At 67.8% G+C, this 13,366-nt stretch carries 15 protein-coding genes; 10 read left to right on the forward strand and 5 right to left on the reverse strand.

Translation table 11 applies throughout. The features are described 5' to 3' along the window. Nucleotides 1-60: 60 nt before the first annotated feature. From H5J26_RS00070 to H5J26_RS00080, 3 genes are all read left to right on the forward strand, one after another. On the forward strand, nucleotides 61-870 hold the full coding sequence (locus H5J26_RS00070) for a basic amino acid ABC transporter substrate-binding protein (RefSeq protein WP_181763522.1): 810 nt from the start codon (nucleotides 61-63) through the stop codon (nucleotides 868-870). Between the two features lie 69 nt (nucleotides 871-939). Then, on the forward strand, nucleotides 940-1,725 hold the full coding sequence (locus H5J26_RS00075) for an amino acid ABC transporter permease (RefSeq protein WP_181763523.1): 786 nt from the start codon (nucleotides 940-942) through the stop codon (nucleotides 1,723-1,725). A 6-nt stretch (nucleotides 1,726-1,731) separates the two neighbouring features. Next, nucleotides 1,732-2,529 carry an amino acid ABC transporter ATP-binding protein gene (locus H5J26_RS00080; RefSeq protein WP_309237717.1) on the forward strand — a complete coding sequence of 266 codons (798 nt, stop codon included), beginning with the start codon at nucleotides 1,732-1,734 and terminating at the stop codon, nucleotides 2,527-2,529. A gap of 332 nt (nucleotides 2,530-2,861) precedes the next feature. Here the strand turns inward: H5J26_RS00080 and H5J26_RS00085 are convergent, their stop codons facing one another. Beyond that, complete coding sequence (locus H5J26_RS00085; protein WP_181763524.1) at nucleotides 2,862-3,437, reverse strand: CGNR zinc finger domain-containing protein; 576 nt, start codon at nucleotides 3,435-3,437, stop codon at nucleotides 2,862-2,864. 102 nt (nucleotides 3,438-3,539) lie between these two features. Between H5J26_RS00085 and H5J26_RS00090 the strand changes: the two genes are divergently transcribed. Then, a complete protein-coding gene (locus H5J26_RS00090) occupies nucleotides 3,540-4,712 on the forward strand; it encodes an epoxide hydrolase family protein (RefSeq protein ID WP_181763525.1) in 1,173 nt (390 codons plus the stop codon). Between the two features lie 254 nt (nucleotides 4,713-4,966). Continuing rightward, nucleotides 4,967-5,758 carry an alpha/beta hydrolase gene (locus H5J26_RS00095; protein WP_181763526.1) on the forward strand — a complete coding sequence of 264 codons (792 nt, stop codon included), beginning with the start codon at nucleotides 4,967-4,969 and terminating at the stop codon, nucleotides 5,756-5,758. Nucleotides 5,759-5,855: 97 nt separating this feature from the next. Here H5J26_RS00095 and H5J26_RS00100 read toward each other — a convergent pair whose 3' ends face one another. Together H5J26_RS00100 and H5J26_RS00105 are read right to left on the reverse strand one after the other, a co-directional pair. After that, nucleotides 5,856-6,446, reverse strand: a complete 591-nt coding sequence (locus tag H5J26_RS00100) for a hypothetical protein (RefSeq protein WP_181763527.1) — start codon at nucleotides 6,444-6,446, stop codon at nucleotides 5,856-5,858. Nucleotides 6,447-6,490: 44 nt separating this feature from the next. Then, nucleotides 6,491-6,949 (reverse strand): hypothetical protein, encoded by a 459-nt coding sequence (locus tag H5J26_RS00105; RefSeq protein ID WP_235979982.1) that lies wholly within the window; start codon nucleotides 6,947-6,949, stop codon nucleotides 6,491-6,493. Between the two features lie 191 nt (nucleotides 6,950-7,140). On the opposite strand from H5J26_RS00105, the gene H5J26_RS00110 reads away from it, so the two are divergent. The 4 genes from H5J26_RS00110 to H5J26_RS00125 all read left to right on the forward strand — a co-directional run bounded on the left by H5J26_RS00110 (nucleotide 7,141) and on the right by H5J26_RS00125 (nucleotide 10,328). Continuing rightward, entirely contained in the window at nucleotides 7,141-8,361 is a 1,221-nt protein-coding gene (locus H5J26_RS00110) for a sensor histidine kinase (RefSeq protein WP_181763528.1), read from the forward strand. Then, nucleotides 8,358-8,960 carry a DNA-binding response regulator gene (locus H5J26_RS00115; RefSeq protein WP_181763529.1) on the forward strand — a complete coding sequence of 201 codons (603 nt, stop codon included), beginning with the start codon at nucleotides 8,358-8,360 and terminating at the stop codon, nucleotides 8,958-8,960. Before H5J26_RS00110 ends, H5J26_RS00115 begins: the two co-directional genes overlap by 4 nt. A 592-nt stretch (nucleotides 8,961-9,552) precedes the next feature. Next, nucleotides 9,553-9,873: a DMT family transporter gene (locus tag H5J26_RS00120; protein WP_181763530.1), complete on the forward strand. Its 321-nt coding sequence runs from the start codon at nucleotides 9,553-9,555 to the stop codon at nucleotides 9,871-9,873. 53 nt (nucleotides 9,874-9,926) lie between these two features. Then, nucleotides 9,927-10,328 carry a DMT family transporter gene (locus H5J26_RS00125; protein ID WP_181763531.1) on the forward strand — a complete coding sequence of 134 codons (402 nt, stop codon included), beginning with the start codon at nucleotides 9,927-9,929 and terminating at the stop codon, nucleotides 10,326-10,328. A 407-nt stretch (nucleotides 10,329-10,735) separates the two neighbouring features. Here H5J26_RS00125 and H5J26_RS00130 read toward each other — a convergent pair whose 3' ends face one another. Next, on the reverse strand, nucleotides 10,736-11,221 hold the full coding sequence (locus tag H5J26_RS00130) for a polyketide cyclase (protein ID WP_309237718.1): 486 nt from the start codon (nucleotides 11,219-11,221) through the stop codon (nucleotides 10,736-10,738). A 241-nt stretch (nucleotides 11,222-11,462) separates the two neighbouring features. Next, nucleotides 11,463-11,783, reverse strand: coding sequence for a hypothetical protein (locus H5J26_RS00135; RefSeq protein ID WP_181763533.1), 321 nt, complete (start codon nucleotides 11,781-11,783; stop codon nucleotides 11,463-11,465). Nucleotides 11,784-12,153: 370 nt separating this feature from the next. On the opposite strand from H5J26_RS00135, the gene H5J26_RS00140 reads away from it, so the two are divergent. After that, entirely contained in the window at nucleotides 12,154-12,807 is a 654-nt protein-coding gene (locus H5J26_RS00140; RefSeq protein WP_181763534.1) for a hypothetical protein, read from the forward strand. The last annotated feature ends 559 nt before the right edge of the window (nucleotides 12,808-13,366 follow it).

Raw genomic sequence — 13,366 nt, forward strand, 5'->3', positions numbered from 1 at the left:
GCAGCGCAACTCGCCCTTTCGAGTGCGGCTTTGCCGAACAACCCTCCTGGAGGCTCAAAGGTGTCTGCGCGTACCCTGCTTCGCCCCGTCGCAGTTGCTCTCCCCTTTGTCCTGGCGTCCGGCGTGCTGGCCGGATGTACCAGCACCAAGTCGTCCGGTGCGGGAGGCTCGGAGGTCCAGCTGGTCGCGAAGGGCAAGCTGACGGTGTGTACGCATCTGCCCTACGCACCCTTCCAGTTCAAGAAGTCGGGCAAGATCGTCGGCTTCGACGTCGACATGATGGACCTGGTGGCCAAGAAGCTCAAGGCCGATCAGAAGATCGTGGACACGCCCTGGGAGGGCATCCAGTCCGGCGAGGACCTCAACGCCAACAAGTGCGACGCGGCAGCCGCCGGCATGACCATCAACGACGTCCGCAAGAAGAACCTGGACTTCTCCGCACCGTACTTCGACGCCACCCAGGCCCTGATCGCCAAGAAGGGCGCCAAGTACTCCTCGCTGAAGGACCTCAAGGGCAAGAAGCTCGGCGTCCAGGCCTCCACCACCGGTGAGGAGTACGCCAAGAAGCAGGCCCCGAAGGACGTCGAGCTCGTCCAGTTCGAGGATGTCGCCCTGCTGCTCACCGCCGTCAAGTCCGGCCAGGTCGCCGCGGGCATCAACGACAACGGCGTGCTCTACGACTACGTCAAGAAGAACCCGGACACGGATGTCACGGCCGAGTTCGACACCGGCGAGCAGTACGGCTTCGGCGTACGCAAGGGGAACTCCGCCCTGCGCAAGGAGATCAACGAGGCGCTGAAGAAGGCCAAGTCCGACGGCACGTACAACAAGATCTACAAGAAGTGGTTCGGCACCGCGCCCGAGAAGTAGGCCCCGGTCCGGTCCCCGAGGGCCGGGAAATGCCGCCGAGAACACAGCAGTTGAGGAGTTGCACACCACATGCCCATGTCCCGCCGGCAGCGGACGCGGACCGTCCGGGGCGTCCAGTACGGGGTGCTGGCTCTCGTCGTGGCCGCCATGGCCTTCGGTGCGAACTGGGGCGAGATACGCCGCGCCTTCTTCGACCTCGACGTCGCGCAGGCCCTGTTCCCCGACATCATCACCACCGCCCTGGTCAACACCGTCGTCTACACCCTCCTCGGGTTCGGCTTCGGTCTCGCGCTGGGCCTGGTCCTGGCGCTGATGCGGCTGTCGTCGGTGCCGCCGTACCGGTGGCTGGCGACCGGGTACATCGAGTTCTTCCGCGGCGTGCCGGCACTGCTGGTCTTCATCGCGCTCGGCTTCGGCGTCCCGATCGCCTTCCAGGTCGTCATCAACCAGTACGTCACCGTGATGCTCGCCCTCGGCCTCGTCGGTGCCGCCTACATGGCGGAGACGATCAGGGCCGGCATCCAGGCCGTGCCCAAGGGACAGGTGGAGGCGGCCCGTTCGCTGGGCATGTCGCAGGGGCGGGCCATGCGCTCGATAGTCATCCCGCAGGCGTTCCGGATCGTCCTGCCTCCGCTGACCAACGAGCTGATCCTGCTGACCAAGGACTCCTCGCTGGTCTATCTGCTCGGCCTCTCCCTCGGCCAGTACGAGCTGGCCAAGTTCGGCCGTGACGCGCTGAACGAGAACCGCAGTCTGACTCCGATTCTCGTCGCCGGGCTGTGCTACCTGATCATCACCCTCCCGCTCGGCCACCTGGTCCGGCGGCTCGAGGCCCGTACCGCGAAGGCCAGGTGACCGAAGGTGACCGATCACAAGGCAGACGAGGCCGCGATCCGCGTCGAGGGGCTGCACAAGTCCTTCGGGGAGCTCGAGGTCCTCAAGGGCATCGACGTCACGGTGCGCCCCGGTGAAGTCGTGTGCGTCATCGGCCCGTCCGGCTCGGGCAAGTCGACGCTGCTTCGGTGCGTGAACCTCCTGGAGGAGCCGACGGCGGGCACCGTCGCCCTCTCCGGCACCGAACTGACCGATCCCGACGTGGACATCGACCGGGTACGGCGCCGCATCGGCATGGTCTTCCAGAGCTTCAACCTCTTCCCGCACCTGTCCGTGCTGGACAATCTCACCATCGCCCAGCGGCGTGTCCTGGGGCGCGGCAAGGACGAGGCCGAGCGGATCGGTCGGGCCAATCTGCGGCGGGTGGGGGTCTCCGAGAAGGAGTCGGCCTACCCCGCGCAGCTCTCCGGCGGCCAGCAGCAACGGGTGGCCATCGCCCGGGCCCTGTCGATGGACCCGGAGCTGATGCTCTTCGACGAGCCGACGTCCGCACTCGACCCCGAACTCGTCGGCGACGTCCTCGCCGTCATGCGCCGCCTCGCCGACGAGGGCATGACGATGATGGTCGTCACCCACGAGATGAGCTTCGCCCGCGAAGTCGCGGACCGCGTGGTCTTCATGGACGGCGGCGTCATCGTCGAGGAGGGCCCCCCGAGCCGCGTGATCGGCGACCCGCAGCACCAGCGCACCCGCACCTTTCTCTCCCGAGTCCTGGACCCGGCCGCCGCCGACGTCACCGAGGACAGCGCACCACCGGGCCGATAGCCCCTGGGTGCGCGGCCGGCGTAAGGCTGGCGGAGGAACACCCGCTTCAGGAGTGACGAGGGCGGGTGAGTGCTCACCTGGGCACGTGGACATCGCCCTCCACCGGCCAACTCGCCCGTCGGACAGCCGGTTTCCCCGTGGGCCGCGGCCCGTCTCCACGGTTCCAGGCCTGCGAAGAGCCGATGAACGTCGCCGATCAGTGAACGTGGACGTACTGATCGAGGACGTTGATCGAAGGCGACGGATGGCTCTCAGTGGTGCCGTTGGGGTGCGGCCCGACGCGACAGATGTGTCGCAGGCGTGGGACCCACAAAGATGTGCCGAGGTAACGATCACTTCGCTGATCTGGGGTTCTTGCGCTGGTTGGCATTGAAGCGCGCCTTCTTCTGACGATTCCCGCACGTGTTCATGTCACACCATTTGCGGGTGCGGCTTCGGCTGGTGTCGAAGAAGGCGGCCTGGCAGGTTGGCGACGCGCACAAGGCCAGACTTCCGTCTCGTTCGCCGGCGATGATGCTGATCGCGTCGGCGGCGATCACGCTGAGGGCATCTTCCACGCAGGAAGCCGAGCTGAGCTGCCATCGCCGCTCCCCCTCGGGCGTCAGGACGGCCGCGGCCCGGCCCTGAGCGCTGCGGTCATTGATCACTTGGACAGCAGACGCAGGAAGCGCCTCCCGGATCGCCGCCGCTGTCGCGGCGGCGTGAATCGACTCCCTCAGTTCCCGAGCGAGATCGAGCTGGGCGGTGCTGCAGGAGTCCACGGCGAGGCCGTTCACTGCCAGCCAGTCGACGAGCCGGTGCGGCGTGGGAATGCGCTCCACGGCGTCGCCATGACGCTCCGACAGAGTCCCCGTGAAGCTGGTCGCCAGCACGTTGCCGAGGCGGAAGTCAGGAAACTCAACTCGCATGGAACCACCATAGCAGGTTCCACATTCACGTGACGGCATGGTAGAACCGTCATAGCCGGTTCACGTGAGTCGTAGCCGGCTCCGCGATGGCCAGGAGGTCTCATGCCCCGTCCAACCAGCGACGTGCAAGCATTTGAAGCCCACGCAACCGACGCCGACCTCGACGATCTGCGCGCGCGACTGGCCGCGGCGCGGCTGCCGGAGGCCGAGACGGTCCATCGCGCCGCGCCCGGCCCTCGCCGATGGGATCAGGGCGTCCCTCTCGCCGACCTCGTCGACGTCGTGAACTACTGGCGCACCGGGTACGAGTGGCGGTCGTTCGAAGAGCGCCTTGACCGGATCGGCCAGTTCCGCACGACCATCGATGATCTGGGAATCCACTTCCTCCACCGCCGGTCCGCGCGCGCAGATGCCACTCCTCTGATCTTGACGCACGGCTGGCCAGGCAGCGTTGCTGAGTTCATCGACGTAGTGGACGAACTGGCGGATCCGGAAGATGCAGCCGCACCGGCGTTCCACGTCGTGGTCCCGTCGCTTCCAGGCTTCGGCTACAGCGACAAGCCGGCCATCACCGGGTGGGGAACCGAGAAGATCGCGGCCGCATGGGTGGAACTGATGGGAAGGCTCGGCTACAGCAAGTTCGTGGCCCACGGCGGTGACTGGGGAGGCAACATCACCACGGTTCTCGGCGGCAGGTTCCCGGCGCACGTTCTCGGCATCCACACAACGTTCGCGGAGGGACCGCCCGGGTCGGCAACGGACGGGCTGACGGCGGCCGAGCGCGAATGGATCGAGGAGACCCGCCATTTCTGGCGCCACCGCGCGGCGTACGCGAAGCAGCAGGCGACCCGACCGCAGACCATCGGCTACTCGCTCGTCGACTCACCGGTCGGGCTTCTCGCCTGGATCCTTGACAAGTTCGCCGAGTGGACGGACACCGAAGACAGCCCCTTCGAGACGCTTTCCATGGACAGAGTTCTTGACGACGTCACCCTGTATTGGCTGACGCGGACCGGCGCATCGGCGGCCCGCATCTACTACGAAAGCCACAACTCGCTCGACCCCGAACTGCGGGTCGACGTCCCGTCAGCAATCACGATGTATCCCCGCGACATCGAGCGGTGTCCGCGCCCCTGGGCACAGGAGCGGTACCGACAGATCGTCCGCTGGAGGTCGCCCGAAAACGGCGGACATTTCCCGTCGCTGGAGGTTCCCGAGTATTTCGTCAAGGACCTGCAAGAGGGCCTCGCGGCAGTGCTGGCCGCTCATCGGTGAAACGCGGCTCGGTGCCGGCGCTCGATCACGGCCTGATCCGGCTCAAGGCGTTGCCCGACGGCTTCCGGACCGGGTTCATCGAGACGGCAGAACGTGGTCAGCCGGGGGCGCGGCGAAGATAGCGTGGAGCAGTCGAGGTCTTTCAGACGGTAGACCTCGGCGCCGACCTGCCGACACCCTCAACTGCGAAGAGCCGTCATCGTGCCCGGCGCGGTTGATGGGGCTTCAGCCGTACCACGACGTAGAGAGATGCAATGAGCGCCGTCGTACACAAGACCGTTCTCGCCACTGACGGCGAACAACTCAGCCTCTACACGGTGACGCCGCAACACGAGAGCGTCGGTGCCTGCGGCGTCGTCATCATGCACGGCGCCGGCACCGGCGACAAAGAACGGCATCTGCCGTTCGCCGAGGACTTCGCCGCGTACGGGCATCCTGCCGTCGCGCTGGACTTCTCGGGTCACGGCGAGAGCACCGGAGAGCTGCTGAACCTCAGCCTCAGGCGGCGGCGCGACCAGGCCGCGGCAGTCGTCGACGAGGTATTCGGCGCCGAACGCCGTCTGGTCTTGGTCGGGTTCAGCATGAGCGGCCAGACCGTCGCCGACCTGGTGGACCTGTACGGCAAGCGTGTGGCGGCCATCGTTCTCTGTGCACCGGGGATCTATGGAAAGGACACCTGGGACGTTCCCTTCGGCGCCGGGTTCACCGAGTTGATCCGGCGCCCGGAGAGCTGGCGCGACAGTCAGGCTCTGGACACCTACGCGAGCTTCGACGGTCGCGCGCTCCTCGTCCTACCGGAACACGACGCGGTCATTCCCGACGGTGTGACCGAGCTCCTTCGCACCGCGCTCTCCACCCGCGCGGACTTCTCCTCCCTCCGGCTCGCGGGGGCCGGCCACCGGCTCGGAGCCTGGCTGGCCGACCAGTCGCAGGCCCGCAGCGACATCATCAGCACGCTGCTCCGGCGACGCCCCTCCGTTCAGACCACTGGAACCGGGCCCCGATCCGCTGGACTTCCCGCGGATGCGGATGTCCCGTCGTCCTGACCTTCGCTGCTGTACGGCGGCGCCCCGGGGCGTGAGGCGGCCGGCGGTCCATGCCGGCTCTCAGAGGCCGAGCGTCACCGGCTCGGTGCGGAAACAGCTACACGATGAAGAGGAGTTGGGCGGCGACGAGTACGTCCACGACGCCGCACCATTCAGCGAACGTACGGGCGACGACCTTGTCGAGCCAGAGGTGCACGAAGTCCCACACGCCGTGGAGGAACCAGCCGGCCGCCACGAGACAGCGTCCCAGCTCGGGATCGACCGCCAGCCCGGCGATCGCAAGTCCCCCGAATACGAGCGCCCCCGCGGCCTGGGCCCCGAAGGTGGCCCGACCGTGCGGAGTTCCGCAGACGGCGCCCCAGATCAAGAAGACCAGCGCGCAGGCGACGAGCACGGTGGACGGGGCGACCACATCCTGTACGGGCAGGGCGAACACGGCCACGAGTCCGGCTCCGAGCACCGGCCAGGTCCCCCGGGGCTTCCCGATCTGGTTGACGACCAGATAGATCAGCGGGAGCAGCGGCAGGACCTCCCCGAAGCCGCCGACGGCGTCGGCCAGGTCCTGCGATCCGGAGTCGATCACGTTGAGGGTGGCGAGTGCGACGGCCAGCGCCGTCGGCCAGCGACGCTTGAGCACCTCGGCCGTGTGCCGCGTCTCCGCCGTCATGTGAGGTGTCGGAGCGGTCATGGGAAGTCTCCAAGTCGTGGAGCAGTACGGGAAGTCGAGCCGGATCAGCAGCCGTACTCGTCGCGGCGGCGGAGCATGACCAGGAACATCAGAGGCAGCATCGCGACGTGCTCGAGTGCGACCACCGAGCCAGGGGCGACGACGTCCAGCCAGAGCAGAGGGAAGAGCAGGAGCATCGGCGCGAACATCGCCCCGCACATCTCGAGCGTGCTCGCCCATCCGTGACCGCGAAGGCGCATCCAGACGGCCATCCCGGCAGACATGTCGAACGCCATCTCCAGGGAGGCGAGTTCGGGATGACGGCTCGCGGAGAACTCCACGCCCGCGAGCGCCAGGATCCCCTGCGTCGCCGCGCCGAGGACCAGCATTCCGACGACCATCGCGGCGACCATCTCCAGGAAGTGGCGGGCGAAGCGCCGACGTGCGTGCTGATCGCCGTGCGAGGTGTGCGTACCTCCGGCTCGGGTCGGCGGCGGGCCCTGACCTTGTCGGATGTGCTGCATGGGGAGCTCTCCTTTCGGTACCGGAAGGGGACATCTCGGTCGCCTCAAGCGTGTGCCGGGGGCGGGGCCCGCCAGTAGTGCCGAATCCCCCCTGCGTGCGTGGGCTTGTCACGTCCTCGCATGACATCTGTCAGACGAGGACCGGCCGTGCAGCACCCTGAAATCGGCTGGCTTTGAGCGACAATGGCGAGATGACGGACGGGGCGGTCGATCGCGGGGCGGGGCTGACGAGTCTCCGTCGCTACACGTGGTGGACCGTGCCGGGCATGACCGCATGCGTGCTGGTCGTCATCGTCGGCGCCTGGGTCCTCGACGGCGACGTCACACCCTGGGTCCGCGGCCTGGTAGCCACTGCCCTCGTCGTCGAGGCCGTGGCGAGTGTGGTGTTGCTGAGCCGACGGCTGGCCATGCTGCCGGTGACCGACGCGCACCCCGGTGGCCCGCCTGCGGCTTGGCTGATCGCCGCGGGCGCGGCCGGGGTCGTACTCGCCGTCTTCCCACTGGCCCTGCGCAACTACGGGTTGTGGGCGGTCGGGCCCGCCGTGTTGGTGGCGATCGTCGCGACGTACCTCTCGCCGCACGTCAGGCGATTGCTGATCGCGGGAGCCGTGCTTCTCGCGCTCCTGCCCGGGAGTGCCGTCAGCCTGGTCGAGGGGGACGGGGAGCTGATGTACGCCGCGCTGTTCCCGGCCGGGCTCGTCGCCTTCACCTCCTGGGTCACGCTCGGCCCTCTGTGGGCATGGGACACGGCACGGCGGCTGGACGAGGCGCGGCTCCTGGAAGGGGAGTCGGCTGTCAAGGACGAGCGGCTCCGGTTCGCCGCCGACCTGCACGACATCCAGGGTCATCACCTGCAAGTCATCGCGCTGAAAAGCGAGTTGGCGGCCCGGCTGGTCGAGGTGGACCCGGCCCGCGCCGCCGCGGAGATGAAGGAGGTTCGGCGGTTGTCGGCCGACGCCCTCAGCGACACCCGTGCCGTGGTGCAGGGCTACCGCCGTACGACGCTGGACGAGGAGATCACCAACGCGACCCGGGTGCTTGCCGCGGCAGACATCGACGCGCGGACGGCCGTCGATCCCGCGGCCGTCGCGACCGACCTCGCGGAGCCCGCACGCCACCTCCTGGGCCTGGTGATGCGGGAAGCCACCACCAACGTCCTCCGGCACAGCCGGGCCAGGCACGCCGAGGTCGACTTCCGGGTCGCGGACGACTTCGTCCGCCTGCGTGTGAGCAACGACGGCGCCGATGAACTCCCCCGCGTCCTGGAGGAGGGCACAGGGCTGCGCACTCTCGCAGAGCGACTCGCCGCGGCCGGCGGCGCGTTGACCTGGGAGCACGTGGAGGATCGCTTCGTGGTGACGGCATCCCTGCCCGTAGAGGCCCCCAACTCGGCGAACGGGGCGGTGCGGTGATCCGGTTGCTGCTCGCCGACGACGAGGACCTTCTCAGAACGGCCCTGGTCGCGCTGCTCGCGCTGGAGGAGGATCTGACCGTGGTCGCCGAGGCCGCGACGTCCACCGACGCGGTCCGGCTGGCACGTGAGTGCCGCCCCGACATCGCCGTGCTCGACCTGGAGATGCCGCCGGGCGACGGGCTGAAAGCCGCGGAGGAGATCAGGTGCGAACTGCCCACCCAGATCGTCATGGTCACCCGGCACGCACGGCCCGCGGTGCTGCGCCGGGCGCTGGCCGCCGGCGTGCGCGGATTCGTTCCGAAGACGACGTCGGCAGCCAGACTGGCGGAGATCATCCGTGACATCGCAGCCGGCCGCCGCTACGTGGACCCGGACATCGCGGCCTCCGCCCTGACCGAAGACGACTGCCCCCTCACCGACCGCGAACTGGAACTCCTGCGCGCCGCCCGCACCGGATCGTCCGTCGCCGAGATCGCCGCCGAAGTCCACCTGGCCCCGGGCACGGTCCGCAACTACCTCTCGTCCGCGATGTCCAAGCTGGGCGTCGCGACTCGCCATGCCGCCGCCCATCACGCCTGGGAACAGGGATGGATCTGAACGCCCGTACCGGCACGACGTGTTGGGCGACAGGACGGCGACGCTCCCCCTGAACCGACGCACGCCCCTGAGGCGTCAGCGGTCGCGAACGAAGTCCCGGAGCACCCGGTGACCCAGCGCGGCAGTGAGGACCTCGCCGCAAGTGGATCGTGCGCCCGCGAGGCGCTGCCTCCCCTCCTCAGTGATGACGGCGTAGACACCGCGCTTGCCGTGGGGAGTCCAGCATCTCCCTTGGACATCGTTTGACAGCAAGATACATGCTCATGCAAGCTCCTGTCTCAACTCTCGCTTCTCCTAGAGGGAGTTGAGGCACTCCAATTCCTTGCACGTACAAGCAACTGCCTGCCCGGGTACCCCGCTCTGAGCGCGCCGCCTCAGCATCGACGGATGTTGAGCGGAGACGCGTGGTCACACCGCGGCAGACGCACGACCCGGCCGACCGGCCGAAGACTCAACTCCCCTGACGGGCCCGCGTCTCGATGGTTGCTCGATGGCGGTCGGGCTGGACCAGCAAGCTCCCCACCTGCCCGCCGACCCGCAGCTCGCCCTGCACCGTCAGCCCACTCGTTGAACGAAAGGACCACGACTCCCCATGCACTGGCTCTACCTCTCTGTCGCCGTCATCTTCGAGATCACCGTGGCCATCGCAGCCGGAAAGGCCGCGGGCTTCACAAACCGCCCGTGGACCATCGCGACCCTGCTCAGCGGTGCCATCGCGACCTGGTTCCTCAGCAGGGCGCTGCTGACCTTCGACGTCGGCGTCGGCTACGCCCTCTGGACGTCCGTTGCCGGCATCGGCATCACCGTTCTCGGAGCGCTGCTGATCGGCCAGCGCCTGGACTGGCGCAAGGCACTCGGTATCGCCGTCGTCATCGCCGGGGTCGTCGGCCTCCAACTCAGCGGTGCGGCCTGAGGATCCCGCCACCCCCCTGACTCTGACTTGCTTCGACGAAAGGACTCGGGCAGATGCCCCAGACGAATCCCAGCTCATCTCGCTCCTGGCTCATGCTCCTGCTTGCCGGAGGTTTCGAGATCGGCTACGCCCTCTCCGTAGGCGGAAGCGAGGGCTTCACGCGCCTGACGTGGTCGCTGGTCGCTGTGGCCTTCTTCCTCTTGACCCTCTACGCACTGAGCGTCGCGCTGCGCGCCATCGACGTCGGGATCGGCTACGCCGTCTGGGCAGGAATCGGCGCAGTCGGCGCAGCGCTGCTCGGTCCCGTCTTCTTCGACGAGACGCTTACTGCGACCCGCGCACTGTGGCTGGGCGTCATCATCGCGGGAGTGATCTGGCTCAAGCTGGCTGACCGGCAGCGGGCCACTCAGGAGGTTGCCGACGGGCCGCGGGACGCTCAAGTCGCAGTGAGCTGACGGCGAATCCCAGGCCCAGCCGCCGGATCTCCGACGAAGACAACGGCCTCCCCGGCCGAGTCACCGTTCAACCCCCGCCTCACCGAAGGGCCGGCGCCAGCTGCGGCGCCGGCCCTTCGGCATGGGGCGTTCCGGAATCGGTGGAGGCTCAACGGGCCGACTCAGGCGGCAGGTCGGCGACTGATGATCGGCCGCCTCACGCCCACCACGCGCACGATTCGCCGTCGCACCGCAGGAGTTGAACTGCACAGCCCACAACCTCTGTGCCCTGGAGATGAATCGGACGCGAGCACCAACGGTTACCTGGCAGGTCCTCCAACTCGCCGTGCGCGGTGCTCTCTTGAGGCCTCACCTGCCTGAGCGGAACGCGACGGCAGCAGCCCGCCGGGCGTCTGGTCGACGGGCGTTCAGGCCGGGGGCGTCGGTGCGGCGAGCTCGGCCAGGTGGTGCAGCGAGTTGATGAGGTGGTCAGGGCCGAACGGCGGGAACCGGAGGTACTCCCGGACGTACTGAGGCACCGCCGACCAGTCGTAGGTGAGCGTGACCTCAACCTCCGACGGACCGAGCGGCGCAAGGTCGTAGCGCCAGATCCAGCCGCCGAACTCCACCTGTCCGTCGCCCTTCTCATACCCCGTCATCCAGCCGACGGCGTGTGGCGGCTCGATCACCTGGACCTTGTTGACCACCTGGTAGTCACCGTTCGGATGGTCGGCGTGATACATGTCCATCCGGAAGATCTGACCCGGCTCGGTCAGCGGTGTGCGGTCTACGGACCGCTGAACCCAGCCGGTGCCGTCGATCGCGGAATGGGTCGCCGGATCCGCCAGCACCGCGAACACCCTCGCGGCGGGCACGGCCACAGCCAGGGTGGCGCTCACGTTCTCCTCGGCCACGGTGTGCACGCTCCTTGGCACCTCATCTCGGGCCGCCTCCCGCAGGCGCGGAAGGGGACGTTCCCAGATGCAGACGACACGGCGAGGCGGAACTCATCGGTCGTGCGAGCGGAGCCGTACCCGTGCCACCGCTACCCCGAAGGCACGCGCGAGATCCCTGCGGGCTGGACGCGACAGCGCCCGAGCCCCTGGCGGGGGCACGGGCGCGGCTGTTGTCGCGATGGCGTGTGGGTGCCTCGGGTCAGTCCTCGTCGTCGCAGTCGTCGTTGTTCCTGTGGCCTGCGGTGACGCCGCCCTTGGTGGTGCCGCCCTTGATGGTGCCGCCCTTGCTCCCTCCGCTGGTGGTGCCTCCGCGACTGCCGCTCGTACCGCCACTGGACTTGGTGAGGGAGGCGAACTCCGCGTCGTTGCCCGACGTGGTCCGGGTGGGGGCGCCCTGGTCGCGCTTGTCGCAGTCGTCGTCATCGGGGCTGCATCCGACCGTGACGGCCAAGACTGCGGTGACGGCGATGGTGGCGGCGAGGACAGCGGCGCGGGGACGGTCGATGATGCGAGAGTTCACAGTTCCTCCTGGCGGTTGGACTTCTCTCGTACCCGCTGAAGTGCGTTGTGTGCCAAGCCTGTTGGCATCTCGCAGGCTGTGGAAGCGGGGGCACGACTGCTCGTTGCGCCGTGAGCATGCTCGCCCCCTTCTGCACGACGTCACCGTGCCTCCCCGCTGTTTCCTCTGAACTACCTCAAGTCGCATCCTCCTCGCCGCCAAGTGGGCAACGATCCCTCCCGAGACCGCATGCGGCTCAGGTGACTCTTCGCGTCGGGCGAGTTCTCTGCAGCCCCTCCCTGACCAGCTGGGGCGGAGGCATGGACTCGCTGCGGGGTTGTGCGGACCAGGGGCCGTGAGACGAAGAACGACGAACGAAACGGGAGGAAGAATGCGCAAGAGAATTGTGCGGACATCGGTTCTGGGCGGTGTGGCCGGCTGCATCACGCTGGCACTGGTCGCCTTGCCGGAAGCCAACGCCGCACGTGATGTGGCACTGATCCTCGACTACAACGTGGCGAAGAGCTGCCGGGTGTACGAGAACTATCCGAAGGACGGAGTCGTAGGAAACGACCCGTCCTGGACGATCAAGCCCGGGGAAATCGTCGCCTGGCGCTACAACGTCAACAGCCACTGGGCGATGATCAGCGACAAGAAGTACCGCAACAGCCCGGACCACCCCTGGTGGGGATTCGTCGACCCGAACTGCATCGGCACCTCGGTGGGCGGCGAGCCCTTCCCCACACCGAGCAGCTCCTATCCGGCCGGGCGCGCGGTTCCCAAGCGCGTCCTCGAAGGGCGCAGCGCCGTCGAGAAGGACCACTACCGCAAGGTCGACTTCCGCGTCGCCGCCGGCTCGGTGGTCGACTCGAAGCAGCGGATCCGCAGCAAGGGCACGCTGCGCGACTTCCCGAACCGGTTCGTGATCGGCAACGTCAAGGGCGACTGGCACGTACACCGGACATCGGAGAGCAAGGCCGGCTGGACCAAGGTCTACGTCCCGAACGCGAAGCGCTGGGGCTGGGTGCAGAACACCCACTTCTGACGAATACCGCGGTGGTCGGTGCCAAGGCTGCTCTCCGGCCGATCCCCTTGAAGGCGAGCCCCGGTTGGTCCGTCACAGCAGCCAGGCGACCAGGATCAAAATCGGTGGGCCCCTCTTTGGCCACCTGGACAAACGAGAGGCCCATTCGTGATCGAGCGGGTGGGCCTCTCGCCGGTGTCGGGGTGGCGGGCAGTCATTGCGCGCAGACCGAGCCCGATTCCGGGTCGGTGTGGGGGCGTACCAGTCACATCACCCGGTGATGCAGACCCTCACGCTCGCGCACGACCGGCACAGCCGGGCGGAAGCCGTTGTCGAACGCAGTTCTGGTTTCGGCTGCGTACCGTCGTCACGATGACGGAAGATAGGGCGCCTGGCCCGCTCATTGTCTGTCGAAGCGGCGGGCTCGTAGCAGCCGAGGTCGACCCGGGGGGATTTCGGGCCATTTGGTGAACTGAGGCTTTGGCGGCTGCGAGCACGTGCGCAGAGGTGTGTTCCCTATGACTCAGCCGCCGGAGGACCGTTACGGCAGTCCTCGGTACGGAGGGCAGCGGCCTCGGCC

The organism is Streptomyces albidus (ex Kaewkla and Franco 2022), from assembly GCF_013870515.1.
Taxonomy (GTDB): Bacteria; Actinomycetota; Actinomycetes; order Streptomycetales; family Streptomycetaceae; genus Streptomyces; species Streptomyces albidus.